We start from the raw sequence: 18,768 nt of genomic DNA, 5'->3' as shown, positions 1-18,768 counted from the left end.
GGCGAACGATCACCGCCACCACCCCCTCTACGAGCTGTCGCGGGTGAGGGTCGGCTCGGCGGGCGCGGCGGTGTCGTCGCGGATGTAGACGAGCAGGTCGCCGGTCTCGATGGTGGCGCACTCGGGGGAGGCCAGGGAGCATACGCGGCCGCGGCGGACCAGGGCGATCACCAGTTCGCTGACCTTGCGGGGCGACTTGCCCACCTCGGCGCGGTCGGCCGAGCGGAGCGCCAGGGCCATGCCGTGGCCGGGCGTCAGCAGGTCTTCGACCACGTCGATGAGGGGTGGCGCGGAGGTGGAGAGGCCGAGCAGGCGGCCGGCGGTCGCGGAGCTGACGATCACCTGGTGGGCGCCGCTCTGCTTGAGCAACGGCGCGTTTTCCGCCTCGCGGGCGGCGGCGATGATCCGCACCTTGCCGGCGGTCATCTGCCGCGCGGTGAGCGTGACGAGTACGTTCGCCTCGTCGGTGTCGGTGGCGATGATGACCGCCCTGGCGTCCTTGATGTGCGCGTCGGCCAGGACGGACGAGTGGGTGGCCGACCCTTCGATCGCGACCAGCCCGTCGCCGGTGGCCTGGCGCACCGTCGCCCGGTTGGATTCGACCACGACGATGCGCTTGCCGTCGAAGCCGTTTTCCCGCAGCGCGGCGACGGCGCCGCGTCCCTTCGTCCCGTAGCCGCAGACGATCACGTGGTCCTTCAAGAGTTTTCTCCACCGCGTGAGGCGAGCGTTCGTGCGGTACTGCTCGGTCAGCACCTCCAGTGTGGTGCCGACCAGGATGATCAGGAAGAGCACCCGTGCCGGGGTGATCACCACGACGTTGATCAGCCGGGCGCTTTCCGAGACCGGCGTGATGTCGCCGTAGCCCGTGGTCGACAGCGACACGACCGCGTAGTAGAAGCAGTCGAGCAGCGTGAGGCCGTCTTCGTTGACGTCGCGATAGCCGTCGCGGTCCAGGTAGACGACGCCCACGATGCCCACCACCAGGATGATCGCGGCGACGAGTCGCGTGCTGATCCCACGCAACGGGCTCCGGACGGGGACCGGCATATGGATCACGACGCACGTCCCTCCGGCACGCCTACACCATAGATCAGCCGTTCCCGGCGTGCGTTGATCAAGGCGGGATGGGGTACGAATGAGAACATGGAGCATTTCACGATCGCGACCGTCGCCGAGGAAAACCAGGACTTCCGGCGGGTGCTGTGGACTGGGCGACACGCGCAGCTAGTGATCATGACAATCCCGCCGGACGGTGAGATCGGGGAAGAGGTCCATCCGGATACCGACCAGATTCTCACGTTCGTCAGCGGCGTGGGCGAGGCACGGGTCGGTGGGCGTGCGCGAAAGGTGAGCCAGGGGGACCTGGTGGCGGTGCCGGCCGGCACGAAGCACAACTTCGTCAACACCGGCCCCAACCCGCTGGTGCTCTATACCGTCTACGGCCCGCCCGAGCATGCCGACGGCGCGGTGCACAAGACCAAGGAAGAGGCGGAGAGGGCCGAGGAGTCCGGAGCCGACGAGCCGCCGACCACGTAACGCCGTCAGTCGGTCTTGAGGTCGCGGCGCGCCGCCTGGATGAGCCGGCGGCGCGCCGCGCTGACCGCGTCCAGCCCGGCCGGCTGGTCGGCCAGGGCGGCGTCGCGCAGCTCGCGGTGGCTGATCAGCAGGTCGACGCCGGCCGCGCCGACCCGTTCGGTGGCGAAGAGGCGCAGCCGGGTGAGGCTGGTGCGGAGCTCGGCGAACGCGGCCTCGATCGCGTCGTCGAGGCGGGTGGCCAGCGCCGCGTCGGCCGGGCGCGGGCCGAGCTCGTGCCGCTCGCGGACCGCGTCCGAGCTGCGCCAGCTCGCCTCCAGCAGGGCGACCAGCGTGTCCGACAGCGACTCCCGGGACCAGCTCGTGCGGTCGCGGCTGCGGGTCAGGAGCGCGGTGACGACGATGTTCGCGCCGCTGATGAACGCGGCCGTGAACGCCGCCCACTCGCCCACACCCATCGTTGGCGATCCCTCCCTCGTACGCCGACCCGCAGAGTAGCGAAGCGGGCACGGCGCCGGTAGACCAGACAATCTGGGCGCGGCTAGGCTCGGGCCTGCCCCCTCGTTTCTTTGTCGTCTGGAGATTTCGTGCCGCCCCGGCTGACCGTGATCGGCAAGCATTCCGAACTGGCGGCCGGCGATGTCCGGCGCCTTGTCCATCTGGTGGTGGGAGACCAGGTGCCGGGTGATTCGCGAACGCGCGGGACGGTCGACGTACGCGTGCTGCAAGGCGGATACAGCGGCCTGCTGGTCGCACTGGTGTACGCGCCGGGGCGCGGCCTGTTCATCCTCAAAGGCGGCCCGACCGGCGAGATCCGGCAGGAGCACGAAAACCGTTCCGCGTTTCTCGGCTCCGACGAATGGCTCGTCAGCAACAAGCTCGACGGCATCTACGGCCCGGCCGAGGTGGAGATCCGCGACCAGTCGGAGAGCTGGAGCGCGATGGCGTACCGGTACATCGGCAGCCGGACCTACCGCGAGCTGGCCGACTACAGCGAGTTCGGCGGGTTTCTCCAGTCGTTCGCGCTGCCGCAGACGGCGGAGAGCGCGCCGCCGGAGCGTACCGTCCGCGCCTGCCTGTACAAGGTGGCCAGCCTGCTGGTGCGCAACGCCGACCTGCAGAACGAGGAGGAGGGCCGGGCGCTCGTCGAGTACCTGCCGGACGTGGACTGGGAGCGGGACATCAACGCCAGCCTCACCACGGCCGCCGCCCTCTGGTCCGACATCGAAGACCTGCGCGACTTCCGCGCCTGGTACACGGAGGCGGCCGCGGCCGTGCGGGTGGCGCCGGTGGCCGACCGGCGGCTGATCCACGGCGACGCCCACCTGGCCAACATCCTGGTCAACAGCGTGCGGGCCGAGGTCGACCTGATCGACTTCGGCAAGGGGCGGCAGGCGCACGTCTTCGAAGACCTGGCCCGCTTCGAGGTCGACCTGGTGCTGCACACCACGCCCCGGCACGCGCACAGCGCCGAGCTGGTGCAGGACGAGCTGCTGGAGACGGTCAGCCTGGTCGGCGACGACGACTTCGCGCTCCGCGACTCGCCCGAAGAGCCGCGCCACCGGCGCTGCCTGCGGATGTGGCGGCAGGAGCTGTGCGCGGTGCTGCGCGGCACGTCGTTGCCGGGCGCGGCGATGATGTACCGCTGGTTCCTGCTCAGCGAGTGCCTCAAGCGGATCCGCTGGGTGACCAACAACGGCCCGGTCGCCGCCGGCGTCGACATGCTCTCGCTGCTCCGGATGATCACCGCGCTGCGCCGCATGCTTGACGGTCATCGCTACGCTCCGGAGACAGTGATATCGACCACCGCCGAAGCGTTGACCTTGCTGCGCTGCACCGCCGCCTACGTGCCGATGCACGGCCACGAGCTGCTGACGAACGAGAAGCGCAACCGCGCCAAGGAGGCCGCGCTGCACGCCTCCGCCGCCCGTGGCGCGTCCGTCCGGATCACCGCCGAGACCGGGTACTCGTACCTGGCCACCCGGGGTGTCTTCAACTCCCGGATCGTCCGCCTGCTGCGGGCCGGCGCGAGCCTCCAGATGGTGATCTGCAACCCGTACTTCCTGGAGGCGTACGGGATCTCCGCCAGCTACGACCCGGACGGGCGGCGGCTGGGCTCGGTGGTCTCCGACCGGCTGGAGCTCCACGCCGACCTGGCCCGCAAGTTCGAGGCGAGCCTGCGCGGCTACGAGATCCTCCGCGAGGAGTACAAGAGCCTGGTCGAGGTCAGGCTCGCCCGGTTCGGCATCGGCGCCACGGTGCTGCTGACCGAGCGGGCCTCCTTCTTCGAGCCGTACTTCCACGCCTCGCGCAGCCGCCGCGAACGGGTGCTGTTCGACACGTTCGAGCTGCAGTTCGACCCGGGTGGGCTGCACATGAAACGGCTGCTGGAGGAGACCTTCTCGTTCCACTGGAACAACGCGGACGCGGTCACCGACGCGACCCAGTTGGAGGAGCGATGCAGGAGGGCGCGTACGACGGTCTTCGAGGCGTGGCAGGAGACGGGCGCCAGCTGACCCGGCCGGCCGTCCCGCTGGTGGCCGAGCACGACTCGTGGATCACCGTGGACCCGATCGTCGGCTGCCCGGCGGACTGCGCGTACTGCTATCTCGGCCCGCTCGGCCTGCGGGCGACCCGGCCGGCGGTGCGGGCCACACCGGAGATGGCGGTGGCGGCCGTCGAAGACCACCTGGGTGGGCGGCGGGCGGGCGTCGTCGACCCGGCGTACGACCAGACGCCCCTCTGCGTCGGCAACTACACCGACATGGTGCTCACCCGCCCCAACCGCGACGCCCTGGTACGCATCGTCGAGCTGCTCGCCGAGCGGATCCCGCGCCGCCCGGTGGTCGTGGTGACCAAGGGGCGGCTCGACCCCGACCTGCTCGCCGCGCTCGACCGGACCGGCTTCCCGATCTTCTGGTTCCTCAGCCAGTCGATGGCCCGCCCCGCCGGGGTGCCGCTGGAGCGCGGGCGCATCGCCGACCTGGACACGACGCTCGACAACGCCCGCCTCGTCTCCCGGACGACCCACCAGAAGGCGGTGCATTTCTGGCGCCCGTTCGTGGCCGAGCTGCGGCCGAGCCGGGCCGACCTGGAAAAGCTGGTCGGGCGGCTGGCCACGTCGGGCCTGTCCGCCTCCGTCGCGGTCGGGCTCACCCGGGGGCCCGGGGTACCGCTGTGGGACGAGCGCCTCGTCACGCTGCTGGACCGGTCGATGGCGGCGCCGGCGGAGCGGTGGGAGGTCTTCGACGACGAGGGCTGGGCCGTGGCGCGGGAGAGCGCGGCGGCCGCCGGCTACCCGCTGTACCGCAACACGTCCTGCGCGCTGGCGTTCCTCGGTGGCCGGCCGGAGGCGCTGGGCACCTGGCGCCCGCCGCACGCCGAGCACCGCTGCCTGCCGGCCGCCTGCCCGCTCGCCCAGCGGGGACGCTGCGCGACGGCGGCGCTGACCGAGGAGTGGACGGATGGTGCGACCCTGGCCGCCAGGGTGGCCGCCTTCCTGGGTCTCGACCCGGGGCTGGTGTCGGTCACGGCGGGGAAACTGCTGATCGATGACATGATCGACGAGTTTGACTACAATACACTCTTGCACGGCTACGGCCGGCATTTGGCGGTTCGAGCCCAGGGCGTGCGCAGGCAGAAGGCGTGGCTGGGGTCGTTTACCGGAGGGGGGCTCGCGGCGTGACGGTCGATCCAGCTTCTCTGGCGCCCACCGCGCACAGCACCGTTCGAGCGCTTCGCCGGTTGCGTCGCATCACGGGCTTTGTTTCGGTATTCGGGGAAGAGCGCGATCCCCGCTCGTCGGCGTTCGCGCGGATCTGGCACGTCGGCCGCATGACCTGGGTGGCCCGGCGGCTTGCCGAGCGCCAGCCGGGAGTCGACGTCGAGCGCGTCGTGCGGCTCTGCCTCCACCACGACCTCAACCGCTGGCCCTTCGCGCACAACACCGAGGTGGGGTGGTTCGACCAGGCCGGCAATACCCGCACCTTCAGCAAGTCCCTTGTGGATGCCCGACTCTCCGACGAAGACTTCGCCGACATCGAGGGCGTGCACCACAAGCGGATCGACGAGCTGAGCGCCGAGGGGCGGATCGTGCTCGGCGCCGACGCCATCACCGGCGTGGTCGAAGACCCGCTGCTGCTCGTGACCGGGCTCAACGTGCGGCCCGACTACATTCCCGACGCGGTCTGCCGGGTGCTCGGGTTTACGCTCCGAGCCGAGCCGTGGCGGGGCCGGGTCCGCCGGCTCGCCAAGGAGTTCCACGGCACCGGCACGCCCGATCCGCTCGCGTTCCGCGCCGACTTCGCGCGGCTCTTCCGCGACCTGATGGGGCGGGTGCTGGAGCGGCAGGACCGGCCGGAGCGGCTGCTCGACGTCGCGGCCAGCGTCAAGGCGCACTTCATCCGCCCCCGCGTCTTCCCGGTCAACAACGAGCTCGTGTGCCGGTCGAGCTGGCTGCGCGGCGAGGTGATGCCGCGATACCTCGCCCACTACGGTGACGTCGACCTCGTGTTCGTCGATGAAGACGACTTCGTGCGGCGGGCGGTGCGGATCGGCGCCGCGGCCAGCCCCGCCGACTTCCAGCCGCGGATCGACGCGGTCCGCGAGCGGCAGCCCGACCTGTGTTTCGTGGGAGTCAAGACGGCCCCCGCCGCCGTCCGCCGGCCGCGCCCTCGGCTCATCCCCGCGTTCGGGTCAGCGACTCGCTGAGATCCCGCAGGCGCTTGCGAAAGTCCAGGTCGTACGCCTGGTCCAGGGCCCGCCCCGGGCGATCGCGATCGAAGTAGCGGCCGGTCACGCCCGCCAGCGCCGGGTCGACGACGAGGCGCAGCGTCGACCGCAGTCCCGTCTCCAGCGTGTCGACCTGGGGCGTACCGGCCTGGCGCACCATCGTCGTCGGCATCAGGGTCGCCGGGTGCAGGCAGTTGGCGGTCACGCCGGTGCCGGCCAGCTCCTCGGCCAGGTCGAAGGTGTACGCGACGAGGGCCAGCTTCGCCCGCCGGTACGCCTCCGTGCCGTCGTAGCCGCGCTCCATCATCGGATCGTCCACATCGAAGGGTCGCTGCCCGACCGAGGCCACGTTGACGATCCGGGCCGGCGCCGACCGCTTCAGCCGCGGGATCAGGAGCCGGGTCAGCAGGTACGGCGCGAGGTAGTTGACGGCCAGCCGCAGCTCGTACCCGTCCGCGGAGAGCTGCCGGGGTGCGCCGGGTGCGCCGAAGCCGATGCCCGCGTTGTTGACCAGCACGTCCAGGTCGCCCTCGACCGCGGCGGCCAGGCGGCGCACCTCGGCGAGGGAGGCGAGGTCGGCCTGGATCGCCTGGGCGCCGGTCCGCTCGGCCACCTCGGCGAGCCGCTCGGTGTCGCGGCCGTGCACGACGAGCTGGTACCCCCGCTCGGCCAGCGCGAACGCGAGTGCCCGCCCCAGCCCGTCCGACGCCCCGGTGACCAAGACCCGTGTCATCGCTCCACGTTATCGGGGTACTGAGGCCCGTACGGGGGACCGACGTGGCGCCGCCCAGCCGTTAGATTCGGCGGGTGCGCCTGAGAGCCGGATCGTTGCTGCTGGTCGCCGCGCTCCTCGCGGGGTGTGGTGGCGGTGACGAGCGGGGTGCGGATCCGCCGCCGCCCGCCCCGACCGAGGGCGGTGCGGTGGCCACCGAGGCGCCCGCCGGAACGGCCGCGCTGGGCGCCGCGCCCACCACCAAGCCGCCCGCCTCGAAGAAGCCGCCGGCCGCCGTGCCGCGCGCCGGCAACCCCAACGGCAAGGCGTCGGTGCCGGCCGAGGGGCGCGCGGTCGACACCAGCAAGCCGGACCGCGTCGTGGGCAACGGCACGCCGGCCAGCTGCACCTCCAAGGCGGTCGTCTCGGCGGTGGCGGCCGGCGGGATCATCACGTTCTCCTGCGGTCCCGACCCGATCACCATCACGATGGCGCAGACCGCAAAGATCAAGAACTCCACCCGCAAGGTGGTCATCGACGGCGGCGGCAAGGTCACGCTCAGCGGCGGCGGCAAGCGCCGGATCATCTACCAGAACACCTGTGACGAGGCTCAGGGCTGGGAAAACTCCGACTGCACCAACCAGGACCACCCCCACCTCACCGTGCAAAACATCACCCTCGCCGACGGCAGCTCGATCGGCGTCGACCCCGACATCGAGGTGACCAACGGCGGTGGTGGCGGCGCGCTCTACGTGCGGGGCGGGCGGTTCAAGGTGGTCAACACCAAGTTCGTCCGCAACAAGTGCGACAGCGGCGGCCCCGACCTCGGCGGCGCGGCGATCCGCGCCCTGGACCAAAACCAGGACCTCCCCGTGTACGTGGTGAGCAGCACCTTCGGCGGTGCCTCCGGCCAGGGCGGGCGCTGCTCCAACGGTGGCGCGCTGAGCAGCATCGGCGTCTCGTGGATCGTGCTCAACAGCCTGTTCAGCTACAACGAGGCGATCGGGTACGGCGCCAACCAGGCCGCCAACGGCACGCCCGGCGGCGGCAACGGCGGCGCGATGTACTTCGACGGCAACACCATCACCGTCCGGGTGGCCGGCACCATCATGGAGCGCAACCACGCCCGCGAGGGCGGCGGCGCGATCTTCTTCGTCAGCAACGACCTCAGCGGCAGCCTCAAGCTGGAAAACTCCACGCTGCGGCGCAACCCGAGCGACGAGTTCGAGACGCTGCCGGGGATCTTCTACCGCGGCACCAGCAAGCTCCCGTCGATCACCGGCCCCAAGCCGACCTGACGGCGGGCAGCGTGAGCGACTCGCGCAGACCCGGCAGCGCGGCGGTCACGTGCGGTAGCGGAGGCCGTCGACGAGCAGGTCGAGGAGGCGGCCGGCCTGGTCGCGCTCGCCGGCGGCCATCGAGACGCCGCTCAGGGCGATGAGTACGTCGCCGGGCTGCGCGTCCGGCCGGATCACGCCGGCCGCCACACCCGCCTCCAGCAGCGCGGTGATCGCGGTGGTGAGCCGGTCGCGGCTCTGCGCGTACGGGTTGACGCCGGCCGCGATCACCACCCGCAGCGCGTCGGACATCTCCCGCTTGGTGCCCATGTAGTCGACGAAGCGGTCCATCCAGGTGCGGAGCGCCTGGTCCGGCGGCTGGCCGGCGAGCAGGTCGTCCACCGAGTCGCAGAGCCGGGCGAGCTCGTTGCGGTACGCGGCCTCGATCAGCGCCTCCCGCGTGGGGAAGTGCCGGTAGAGCGTGCCGATTCCGACGCCCGCGTCCTTGGCGATCGCGTCGAGCGTGACGTCCGGCCCGTCCTGCGAGAACGCGCGGACCGCGGCGTCGAGCAGCCGCTCGCGGTTGCGCTGTGCGTCGGCGCGCACCGTGTTCCTCCCCGTGGGTGGTGCAGGTCACTGGTTACCGGAGGAGGCTCCGCTTAGTGTTGGCGGTGAAGTGGAGGCCCCTCCGTTTTAGCGTACAGGTTGGGTGCTCCAAGGGGTCCGACGATCGAGACGGGAAGATCATGACTGGGACCACACGCATCACCACGCCGTTCAACGCCGAGTCCACGGCCGCCGAAGTGGTGGCGGGGATCGACCTGAGCGGCCGCCGGGCGATCGTCACGGGTGGCGCGTCCGGCATCGGCATCGAGACCGCGCGGGCGCTGGCCGGCGCCGGCGCCGAGGTCACGCTCGCGGTCCGCAACCTCGCGGCGGGCGAGCGTACCGCCGAGGACATCACCGCCACCACCGGCAACAAGCAGGTGTACGTCGCGCCGCTCGAACTCGCCGACCGTTCCTCCGTCGCCGCACTCGTCACGGCGTGGGAGGGCCCGCTGCACATCCTGGTCAACAACGCCGGTGTGATGGCGCCGCCGCTGACCCGAACCGCCGATGGGTGGGAGCTCCAGTTCGCCACCAACCACCTCGGCCACTTCGGCCTCGCGACCGGGCTGCACCGGGCGCTGGCCGAGGCGGGCGGGGCGCGCGTCGTGTCGGTCAGCTCCTCCGCGCACCAGCGCTCGCCGGTCGTCTTCGACGACATCAACTTCGAGCGCCGCGAGTACCTGCCGTGGGAGGGGTACGGCCAGTCCAAGACCGCCAACGTGCTCTTCGCGGTCGAGGCGAGCAAGCGGTGGGCCGGCGACGGCATCACCGTGAACGCGCTGCACCCGGGCGGCATCCGCACGGGCCTCCAGAGGTACGTCAGCGAGGAGGAGCTCGCCCGCCTCCGTGCCCGGGCCGGCGCCAGCGTAGCGGCCTGGAAGACGCCGGAGCAGGGCGCCGCCACCTCGGTACTGCTCGCCACGTCGCCGCTGCTCGACGGCGTGGGCGGTCGCTACTTCGAGGACTGCGACGAGGCCGTGGCGCACCAGCCGGGCTCGGTGCGCGGCGTGGCCGGGTACGCCCTGGACCCGGAGGCGGCCGCCCGGCTCTGGGCGGTCAGCGAGGAGCTGCTCGGCTCCTGAGCGTGATCGAAGCTCCCGCCAAGTCGTTAGAGCTACTTGGCGGGAGCTTCGATCACGGCGTTCAGGCGACCGTGCAGGCGGTGCCGTTCAGGGTGAACGACGCGGGACGGCCGGTGTTTCCGGTGTGGGTCGCCTGGAAGCCGATGCCGACCGAGGCGCTCGGCGCGATGCTCCCGTTGTACGCGGCGTTGCGAGCGGTCACCGCCCCGCTGCTCGGCGAGTACGACGCGTTCCAGCCGGACGTGATCGTCTGTCCACTGGGGAGGGTGAAGGCCAGCGTCCAGCCGTTCACCGCCGCGCTGCTCGTGTTGGTGATGGTGATCGACGCGGTCAGTCCGGTGTTCCAGGCGCTGACCGTGTAGCCGACGCGGCACGCACCGTCACCACCGGGCGGGGGCGTGGTGACCGGCGGCGTGGTCGTCGGTGGGGTCGTCGGCGGCCGGGTGGTCGGCGGCGTGGTCGGGTTGCCGCCGTCCGGCGCGACCGCCCGGCCGGTCGACGTGGAGATCATGCCGGCGCACAGGTTGCGGCTGGCCAGGTTGGACGCGATCTGCGGCACCGCCTGGATCGTCGTCTGGTAGCCGTCGTGCATCAGGATCACCTGGCCGTTCTGCAGGCGGCCGGCGGCCTGGACGATCGCGCTGGTGCTGGCGCCGTTCCAGTCTTGCGAGTCGACGTCCCACAGCACCTCGGTGAGGCCGAGCTGGGACTCGATCGAGCGGATGGTCGCGTTGGTCTCGCCGTACGGCGGGCGGAAGAGGCGCGGCGTCTGCCCGGTCGCCTGCTGGATCGCCTGCTGCGTCTGGGTCAGCTCCGAGGTGATCTGCTGGCTGCTCATCTGCGGCAGGTGGGGATGGGTCCAGCTGTGGTTGCCGACCCACATGCCGGCCGAGACCTGGGCCCGGGCGAGCGCCGAGTTTTGCTGGACGCGCTGGCCGATGTTGAAGAACGTGGCCCGCAGGCCGGCCGAGGTCAGCGCGTTGAGCAGCGCGGTCGTCGTACCGGAGTTGGGACCGTCGTCGTACGTGAGGCCGACGTAGCCACCGCTGCAGTCGGCGGCCGCGCTGGAGGGCGTGGCGGCGACGGTCAGCGTGAGGGCGGCCGCGGCCGCGGTGGCCAGCGAGGCCAGGGCGGCTGCCGTACGTCGGGACAGGCGGGTGGGCGGCATGGCGGCTCCTGGGCGTGGGGTGGATGTTGCGGGGCCGTGATGAAACATTCCGTAGTATGAGCCGGAACGTATGCGAGCGCAACATCCATCAATATAGCCAGGTCAGGACCGCACATCTAGCTCAGGTCGAGTGGGTTACGATGCGCTTTCGGCAGAGTGCCTGAGACTGTATTCCGGAAAATATGCGTCTGTTACGGGCGTCGCTCTGCCGCCCGTAGAGCGAAAAATGGTCCCCTTCGTCGCGGTTGGGCGTTCCCTTCCCGGGGTAGCCCAGCCGCGTGATCGAGGACCTGGCCGCGGCGCGCCTGCAGATGGCGCTGTCGCTGGGCTGGCACATCGTGATCGCCTCGTTCGGCGTGGGGATGCCGGCGGTCACCCTCTTTGCGGAGTGGCGGGGTTACCGCACCGGCGACCCGGTGTACACCCGTCTCGCCCACCGCTGGGCCAAGTCGATGGGGGTGCTGTTCGCCGTCGGCGCGGTCTCCGGCACGATCCTGTCGTTCGAGATGGGGCTGCTCTGGCCGGGGCTGATGGACCGGTACGGCGACGTGATCGGGCTGCCGTTCGCGCTGGAGGGCTTCGCGTTCTTCATCGAGGCGATCTTCCTCGGCATCTACCTGTACGCCTGGGACCGGCTGCCGCCCCGAGCACACCTGCTCTCCGGCATCCCGCTCTGCGTGGCCGGGGTGGCGTCCGCGTTCTTCGTCGTCAGCGCGAACGCGTGGATGAACCAGCCGCGCGGCTTCGATCTGGTCTCCGGCGAGGTGACCGACGTGAACCCGTGGGTGGCGATGTTCAACCCGGCGACGCCGCCGCAGACGGTACACATGATCGTGGCGGCCTTCATGGTCACCGGCTTCGGCATCGCCGGCGTGTACGCGGTGGCGTACCTGCGCGGGCGGCGGGACCGGTACCACCGGCTGGGCTTCGCCGTGCCGTTCACGATCGCCGCCCTGCTCGCGCCGGTGCAGGTCGTCGTCGGCGACTGGGCGGCCCGCTTCCTGGCCGAGTACCAGCCGACCAAGCTCGCCGCCCTGGAAGGGCTGGCCCGGACGGAGCGGGGCGCGCCCCTCTCGCTCGGCGGCGTCTACCTCGACGGTGAGCTCCGCTACGCCGTGGCGATCCCGAACGCGCTCTCCCTCCTCGCCCACGGCAGCCCGAACGCCGAGGTCATCGGCCTCGACCAGGTGCCGGACGACGCGGAGCCGCCGGTGACCGTGGTGAAGTGGGCGTTCCAGGTGATGGTGGCGATCGGCTTCGGCCTGCTCGGGCTGGCCGGCTGGTGGGCACTGGCCTGGTGGCGGCGGCGCGGGCCGCCGCGCTCGGCCTGGTTCTGGCGGGCCGCGGCCGTCGCCGGGATCGGGGCCGCCGTCGCAGTCGAGGCCGGATGGGTCGTCACGGAGGTGGGGCGCCAACCCTGGATCGTGTACGGGCACCTGCGCACCGCCGAGGCCGTCAACCCGGCGCCGGGGCTGGCCACCGGGCTGCTGATCGTCGCCTCCGTGTACCTGGTGCTGACGGTGGCCACCGTGACCGTGCTCCGCCGGATGGCCCGCCGCGCCGCCGAGGAGCCGGTCGCGCCCCAGGAGGAGACGCCGTGAGCGAGCGAACCAGAAGGCACAGCGCGATATGAGCGTCGCGGACGCGCTGCTCGGGGTGCTGTGGCTGGGGCTGACGCTGTATACGCTGCTCGGCGGCGCGGACTTCGGTGGCGGCTTCTGGGACCTGGTCTCCGGCGGCGCGCGGCGGGGTGCCAGCCGGCGGGAGCTGATCGAGCACTCGATCGGTCCGGTGTGGGAGGCCAACCACGTCTGGCTGATCCTCGTGGTGACGCTCTTCTGGACCGCGTTCCCGCCCGCGTTCGCCTCGTTCGCGTCCACGCTGTACATCCCGCTGACGCTCGCCGCGCTCGGCATCATCGGGCGGGGCGCGGCGTTCGCGTTCCGCAAGGCCAGCGAAACCCTCGGCGAGCGGCGCCTCTACGGCGCCGCCTTCGCCGCCTCGTCCGTCCTCACCCCCTTCTTCCTGGGTACGGCCGTCGGCGGGATCGCCTCCCGCCGGGTGCCGAGCGGCGTGGCGGCCGGCGACATCTGGACGAGCTGGCTCAACCCGACGTCCATCTACTGTGGAGTGCTGGCGGTCGGCGTCTGCGCGTACCTGGCCGCCGTGTACCTGATCGCCGACGCGCGCCGCGCGAACAAGCCGGTGCTGGTCGCCGAGTTCCGCCGGCGGGCGCTGGTCACCGGCGTGGTGGTCGGCGCCGTCGCGCTGGCCGGTGTCGCGGTGCTCGCGGCGGACGCCCCGGCCCTCTACGACGGCCTGCGCGGCCAGGGACTGCCGGTGGCGGCCGTCTCGATCGTGGCCGGGTTGGTGTCGCTGGTGCTGATCGCCGCCGGCCGCTACCGGCTGGTCCGGGTCACCGCCGCCCTCGCCGTGGCCGCCATGCTCTGGGCGTGGGGTGCGGCCCAGTACCCGCTGCTCCTGCCCCCGGACCTGACGGTGGACGAGGCCGCCGGCGCCCCGATGGTCCTCTCCACCGTGCTGGGCGCCCTCGGGATCGGCGCGCTCCTGCTGGTCCCGTCGCTGCTCTGGCTCTTCACCATCTTCCAGCGCACGCCCGGCGCCCACCGCGCCCCACCCCCTGGCTCCCCTCCCGCGGGTTGACCAGGGACTTCGTGGCCCGGCACGCCGGCGGACCCGCCCACCAGGTCCCTGATCAACTTGGTTAGTGGGTCTTGCCGTGGCGGTCGCGGGACTTGAGGCGGGTCGTGGGCATCGCCGGGGCGGGGAGCCGGTCGCCGGCGTAGCCGCGGACCTCGCCGAAGCGGGGCGCGGCCGCCATCCACTCCTCGCGGGCCGCGACAATCTCCTCGTGCGTGCGCCCCACGAAGTTCCACCACATGACCAGCGGCTCCTCGAACGGCACGCCGCCGAGCAGGAACAGCCGCGTCTCGTCGGCCGCGCTCAGCGCCAGCGTCTCCCGCCCGCTGCCGAGGTAGAGCAGCGCGCCTGGGTCGAGCGGGCTGCCGCCGACCAGCGCGGTACCGGTGAGCGTGATCGCCGCGTACTCGAAGTCGGGCCGGAGCGGGACCGAGACCTCGGCGCCACCGGCGAGCGCGACGTCGGCGCCGAAGAGCGGGGTGTGTACCCGCGCCGGCGAGCGGAGGTCGCCGAGCTCGCCGACCACGAGCGTGATCGTCGCGCCCTCGCCGCGGAGCACCGGCATCGCCGCGTGGTGCTCGAACCGCGCCGCACCCGCCCGGGCACCCTCCGGGAGCGCCACCCACAGCTGCAGCCCGTGCATGCCCGGCGGGTGGTCGGGTGGCGACTCCTCGGAGTGCGAGATGCCGTGGCCGGAGGTCATCAGGTTGAGCTGGCCGGGCACGATCGTCTGCAGGCTGCCCAGGCTGTCGCGGTGCAGCACCTCGCCGTCGAGCAGCCAGGTCACCGTCTGCAGGCCGGTGTGCGGGTGCGGCGGCACCTGCATGCCCGGCCCGCTGCCGATGTCTTCCGGTCCGAAGTGGTCGGCGAAGCACCAGGCGCCCACCATGCGCCGCTCGCGGTGCGGGAGCAGGCGGCGGACCACCGTGTACTTGCCGATGGGCACGTCGTGGCCGGGCAGCAGCACGCTCGTCGGCGCGGTGATCACCGTCGCGGTGCCGCCGCAGAGCGTCTCCTGCGGGTCCGCCTCCAGGTTGCTCATGAGCGGAGCCCTACTCGTCGTCGAGGTCGTCGTCGTCCAGCCGGGCCAGCCAAGTGGCGAACCGCTCGATCGGCGTCTCGAACTCCGGGTTGAGGTCGACGAAGTCGCGCAGCCGCTCGGCCACCCACTCCATCGTCACCGACTCGTCGCCGCGCCGCTCGGCCAGCTCCTCGATGCCGCGGTCAGTGAAGTACATGGAAGGCGGCCTCCATCAGCGCGGCCTGCTCGCCCTCGTGCAGCTTCGCCGAACCCACGGAAGGGGCGGCCGCCGCCGGGCGGGAGATCCGCCGCAGGCGCACGCCTTCGAGGTGCTCCAGCAGGTTGAGCGCGATGAACGACCAGGCGCCCTGGTTGGCCGGCTCCTCCTGGACCCAGGCGAAGTCCTCCGCCGCGGTGTAGACCGCGAGGGCCGCCTTGAGCTCCTCGATCGGCAGCGGGTAGAGCTGCTCCATCCGGAGGATCGCGGTGTCGGTGATCTTGCGGTCGGCCCGCGCCTGGAACAGGTCGTAGTAGACCTTGCCGCTGCAGAGCAGCACCCGCTTGACCTGGTCGGCCGGGGGCGCGCCCGGGTCGGCGATGACCGGCTGGAACGTACCGGTGGTGAAGTCCTCCACCGCGGAGACGGCGAGCCGGTGACGCAGCAGTGACTTGGGCGTGAAGACCACGAGCGGCTTGCGCTTGACCGACAGGCCCTGCCGGCGCAACAGGTGGAAGTAGTTGGCCGGAGTGGTCGGGATCGCCACCCGCATGTTGTCTTCGGCGCAGAGCTGCAGGTAGCGCTCGGGCCGCCCGGAGGTGTGGTCGGGGCCCTGGCCCTCGTGGCTGTGCGGCAGCAGCAGCGTCAGCGACGACTGCTGGCCCCACTTGACCTCGCCGGAGGAGACGAACTCGTCGACCACGGACTGCGCGCCGTTGGCGAAGTCGCCGAACTGCGCCTCCCACAGCACCAGCGCCTCGGTGTTTTCCACCGAGTAGCCGTACTCGAAGCCCATCGCGGCGAACTCGGACAGCAGCGAGTCGTGCACGAAGAACCGGGCCCGCTCCTCGGCCAGCGCGGAGAGCGGCAGGTAGTCGTTGCCGGTACGGGCGTCCACGATGGACGCGTGCCGCTGGACGAAGGTGCCGCGGCGGGAGTCCTGGCCGGCGAGGCGGACGGTCACGCCGTCGTGCAGCAGCGCGCCGAACGCGATGATCTCGCCGAAGCCCCAGTCGATCGCGCCCTCGACGGACATCTTGGCCCGCCGGTCGAGCAGCTGCTGGATGCGCTTGTGCGGCGTGAAGCCGTCGGGCAGGTTGACGTGCGCGTCGCCGACCGCCTTGACGACCGCGGCGTCGACGGCGGTCTCCACCTTCGGCTCCGGCTCGGGCTGCCGGCTGCGGCTCGGGCGGGTCTCCGTGGTGACCGCGTCGCGGGTCGCCTTGAAGACCTGCTCCAGCTGGGCCTGGTAGTCGCGGAGCAGCTCCTCCGCGTCGCCGACGGTGATGTCGCCGCGGCCGATCAGCTCCTCGGTGTAGAGCTTTCGCACCGAGCGCTTCTTGTCGATGATCGCGTACATCAGCGGGTTGGTCATCGACGGGTCGTCGCCCTCGTTGTGGCCGCGCCGGCGGTAGCAGACCAGGTCGATCACGACGTCCTTGTTGAACGCCTGCCGGTACTCGAACGCCAGCCGGGCGACCCGGACGACCGCCTCGGGGTCGTCGCCGTTGACGTGGAAGATCGGCGCCTGGATCATCCGGGCCACGTCGGTGGAGTAGAGCGAGGAGCGGCTGTACTCCGGGGCGGTGGTGAAGCCGACCTGGTTGTTGACCACCACGTGCACCGAGCCGCCGGTGCGGTAGCCGCGCAGCTGGGAGAGGTTGAGCGTCTCGGCCACCACGCCCTGCCCGGCGAACGCGGCGTCGCCGTGCACCGCGAGCGGCAGCACGGTGTAGCCCTCCAGCTTGAGGTCGATCCGGTCCTGCTTGGCCCGGACGATGCCCTCCATCACCGGGTCGACGGCCTCGAGGTGGGACGGGTTGGCGGTCACCGACACGGGGATCGAGTGCTCGCCGTCGGGCGTCGTGAACTTGCCGACCTGACCCAGGTGGTACTTGACGTCGCCGGAGCCGTGCGCGGTCTTGGGGTCGATGTGCCCCTCGAACTCCGAGAAGATCTTCTCGTACGGCTTGCCGACGATGTTGGCCAGCACGTTGAGCCGGCCGCGGTGGGCCATGCCGATGACGACCTCGTCGAGCTCGGCCTCGGCGGACGCCTGGAGCACCTCGTCGAGGAGCGGGATCAGTGACTCGGCGCCCTCCAGCGAGAAGCGCTTCTGCCCGACGTACTTGGTCTGCAGGAAGGTCTCGAAAGCCTCCGCCGCGTTCAGCCTGTTGAGGATGTGCTTCTGCTCGCCGGCGTCCGGCTTCTCGTACTTGCGCTCGATCCGCTCCTGGATCCAGCGCCGCTCCTCCGGGTCCTGGATGTGCATGTACTCCACGCCGACCCGCCGGCAGTACGAGTCGCGCAGCACGCCGAGGATCTCGCGCAGCTTCATCCGCTGCTTGCCGGCGAAACCGGCGACCGGGAAGTAGCGGTCGAGGTCCCAGAGGGTGAGGCCGTGCTGCAGCACGTCGAGATCCGGGTGCTTGCGGATCTGGAACTCCAGCGGGTCGGTGTCGGCCATGAGGTGGCCGCGCACCCGGTACGCGTGGATCAGCTCGTGCACCCGGGCGGTCTTGTTGATCTGGCCCTCGGAGCTGGCCACCACGTCGCGGACCCAGCGCACCGGCTCGTACGGCAGGCGCAGCGAGGTGAAGATCTCGTCGTAGAAGCCGTGCTCGCCGAGCAGCAGCTCGTGGATCGTCTTGAGGAATTCGCCGGACTGCGCGCCCTGGATGATCCGGTGGTCGTACGTGCTGGTCAGTGTGATGATCTTGCTGACCGCGAGGTCGGCGAGGGTCTCCTCGGACATACCCGCGTAGGGCGCCGGGTACTCCATCGCGCCGACGCCGATGATCGTGCCCTGCCCGGTCATCAGCCGCGGCATCGAGTGCACGGTGCCGATGCCACCCGGGTTGGTCAGCGAGATCGTGGTGCCGGAGTAGTCCTCCATGGTCAGCTCGTTGCGGCGGGCGCGCCGGACCACGTCCTCGTACGCCTGCCAGAACTGCCGGAAGTCCATCTGCTCGGTGCCCTTGATGCTCGGCACCACGAGCGCGCGCGAGCCGTCCGGCTTGGCGAGGTCGATCGCGATGCCGAGGTTGACGTGGGCGGGCTCGACCAGCGCCGGCTTACCGTCGACCTCCGCGTACGAGCTGTTCATCTCCGGGTAGGTGGCGAGCGCCTTGACCAGCGCATACCCGATCAGGTGGGTGAAGCTGACCTTGCCGCCGCGCCCCCGCGCGAGGTGATTGTTGATCACGATGCGGTTGTCGACCAGCAGCTTGGCCGGCACCGCCCGCACGCTCGTCGCGGTGGGGACGGCCAGCGAGGCGTCCATGTTTTGCACGATGCGGGCGGCGACGCCGCGCAGCGTGGTGGTCTTGGCGTCGGTCGGGACGGCGGTGGCGGGCTGCTTGGCCGGCTGCTTCGCGGCCTCCTTGGGAGCGGCCTTCGCGGTCGCCTTCGCCGCGGTGCCGACGGCCGCCTTCGCCTCGGCGCGGGGCTTCGCGCCGTCCGGGCCGGGCTTGGCGCCGTCGGTGGCGGGCGTGGCGGGCGCGCTCTTGGCGGCGGCGGGCGGAGCGGTGGTGGCCGGCTGTGCCGGGGCCTCCGGCTTGTAGTCGGCGAAGAAGTCGTGCCAGGCGGGGTCTACGCTGGCCGGATCGGCGAGATAGCGCTGGTACATCTCCTCGACGATCCACTCGTTGGGCCCGAAGCCCGCCAGCGGGTTGTCCTGCGATGCCTGTTGGGTCGACACGGCCGGTAATCGCCTCTTTCACGCGGTGAACGTCTTGGGCGGGGACTCAGAAGT

At 71.3% G+C, this 18,768-nt stretch carries 16 protein-coding genes; 8 read left to right on the top strand and 8 right to left on the bottom strand.

The window, feature by feature from the left end:
• Nucleotides 1-27: 27 nt before the first annotated feature.
• Nucleotides 28-1,059 carry a potassium channel family protein gene (locus tag RB614_RS22115; RefSeq protein ID WP_308714485.1) on the bottom strand — a complete coding sequence of 344 codons (1,032 nt, stop codon included), beginning with the start codon at nt 1,057-1,059 and terminating at the stop codon, nt 28-30.
• A gap of 87 nt (nt 1,060-1,146) precedes the next feature.
• Here RB614_RS22115 and RB614_RS22110 point away from each other — a divergent pair, with 87 nt between their 5' ends.
• Nucleotides 1,147-1,539 (top strand): cupin domain-containing protein, encoded by a 393-nt coding sequence (locus RB614_RS22110; RefSeq protein WP_308714484.1) that lies wholly within the window; start codon nt 1,147-1,149, stop codon nt 1,537-1,539.
• Between the two features lie 5 nt (nt 1,540-1,544).
• On the opposite strand, the gene RB614_RS22105 is transcribed toward RB614_RS22110, so the two are convergent.
• Entirely contained in the window at nt 1,545-1,994 is a 450-nt protein-coding gene (locus RB614_RS22105; RefSeq protein WP_308714483.1) for a hypothetical protein, read from the bottom strand.
• 129 nt (nt 1,995-2,123) lie between these two features.
• On the opposite strand from RB614_RS22105, the gene RB614_RS22100 reads away from it, so the two are divergent.
• From RB614_RS22100 to RB614_RS22090, 3 genes are all read left to right on the top strand, one after another.
• Nucleotides 2,124-4,052: a phosphotransferase gene (locus RB614_RS22100; protein WP_308714482.1), complete on the top strand. Its 1,929-nt coding sequence runs from the start codon at nt 2,124-2,126 to the stop codon at nt 4,050-4,052.
• A complete protein-coding gene (locus RB614_RS22095; protein WP_308714481.1) occupies nt 4,028-5,221 on the top strand; it encodes a radical SAM protein in 1,194 nt (397 codons plus the stop codon). The genes RB614_RS22100 and RB614_RS22095 overlap by 25 nt, the downstream gene beginning before the upstream one ends.
• Before the next feature lie 149 nt (nt 5,222-5,370).
• A complete protein-coding gene (locus RB614_RS22090) occupies nt 5,371-6,246 on the top strand; it encodes a hypothetical protein (RefSeq protein ID WP_308714480.1) in 876 nt (291 codons plus the stop codon).
• Here the strand turns inward: RB614_RS22090 and RB614_RS22085 are convergent.
• Entirely contained in the window at nt 6,215-7,000 is a 786-nt protein-coding gene (locus RB614_RS22085) for an SDR family NAD(P)-dependent oxidoreductase (RefSeq protein WP_308714479.1), read from the bottom strand. The genes RB614_RS22090 and RB614_RS22085 overlap by 32 nt on opposite strands.
• A gap of 74 nt (nt 7,001-7,074) precedes the next feature.
• Here RB614_RS22085 and RB614_RS22080 point away from each other — a divergent pair, with 74 nt between their 5' ends.
• Complete coding sequence (locus RB614_RS22080) at nt 7,075-8,277, top strand: hypothetical protein (RefSeq protein WP_308714478.1); 1,203 nt, start codon at nt 7,075-7,077, stop codon at nt 8,275-8,277.
• Between the two features lie 45 nt (nt 8,278-8,322).
• On the opposite strand, the gene RB614_RS22075 is transcribed toward RB614_RS22080, so the two are convergent.
• The gene (locus RB614_RS22075) at nt 8,323-8,862 is read right to left on the bottom strand and encodes a TetR/AcrR family transcriptional regulator (RefSeq protein ID WP_308714477.1); all 540 of its coding nucleotides are present in this window, start codon (nt 8,860-8,862) and stop codon (nt 8,323-8,325) included.
• Between the two features lie 140 nt (nt 8,863-9,002).
• Between RB614_RS22075 and RB614_RS22070 the strand changes: the two genes are divergently transcribed.
• Entirely contained in the window at nt 9,003-9,947 is a 945-nt protein-coding gene (locus tag RB614_RS22070; RefSeq protein WP_308714476.1) for an SDR family NAD(P)-dependent oxidoreductase, read from the top strand.
• A 61-nt stretch (nt 9,948-10,008) separates the two neighbouring features.
• Here RB614_RS22070 and RB614_RS22065 read toward each other — a convergent pair whose 3' ends face one another.
• Entirely contained in the window at nt 10,009-11,115 is a 1,107-nt protein-coding gene (locus RB614_RS22065) for a polysaccharide deacetylase family protein (protein ID WP_308714475.1), read from the bottom strand.
• Nucleotides 11,116-11,393: 278 nt separating this feature from the next.
• Between RB614_RS22065 and RB614_RS22060 the strand changes: the two genes are divergently transcribed.
• Both RB614_RS22060 and RB614_RS22055 read left to right on the top strand, forming a co-directional pair.
• Nucleotides 11,394-12,716, top strand: a complete 1,323-nt coding sequence (locus tag RB614_RS22060) for a cytochrome ubiquinol oxidase subunit I (protein ID WP_308714474.1) — start codon at nt 11,394-11,396, stop codon at nt 12,714-12,716.
• Nucleotides 12,717-12,744: 28 nt separating this feature from the next.
• Entirely contained in the window at nt 12,745-13,779 is a 1,035-nt protein-coding gene (locus RB614_RS22055; protein WP_308714473.1) for a cytochrome d ubiquinol oxidase subunit II, read from the top strand.
• Between the two features lie 61 nt (nt 13,780-13,840).
• On the opposite strand, the gene RB614_RS22050 is transcribed toward RB614_RS22055, so the two are convergent.
• From RB614_RS22050 to RB614_RS22040, 3 genes are read right to left on the bottom strand one after another with little or no spacing between them, the layout of a single operon-like run.
• Nucleotides 13,841-14,818 (bottom strand): pirin family protein, encoded by a 978-nt coding sequence (locus RB614_RS22050; RefSeq protein WP_308714472.1) that lies wholly within the window; start codon nt 14,816-14,818, stop codon nt 13,841-13,843.
• A 10-nt stretch (nt 14,819-14,828) separates the two neighbouring features.
• Complete coding sequence (locus RB614_RS22045; protein WP_308714471.1) at nt 14,829-15,014, bottom strand: DUF6104 family protein; 186 nt, start codon at nt 15,012-15,014, stop codon at nt 14,829-14,831.
• Entirely contained in the window at nt 15,001-18,714 is a 3,714-nt protein-coding gene (locus RB614_RS22040) for a multifunctional oxoglutarate decarboxylase/oxoglutarate dehydrogenase thiamine pyrophosphate-binding subunit/dihydrolipoyllysine-residue succinyltransferase subunit (RefSeq protein WP_308714470.1), read from the bottom strand. Before RB614_RS22040 ends, RB614_RS22045 begins: the two co-directional genes overlap by 14 nt.
• Nucleotides 18,715-18,768 lie beyond the last annotated feature (54 nt).

It is taken from the genome of Phytohabitans maris, assembly GCF_031085175.1.
GTDB lineage: Bacteria > Actinomycetota > Actinomycetes > Mycobacteriales > Micromonosporaceae > Phytohabitans > Phytohabitans maris.
Note: the sequence above shows the minus strand (reverse complement) of the source record. Positions and strands in the feature narration are given on the sequence as shown.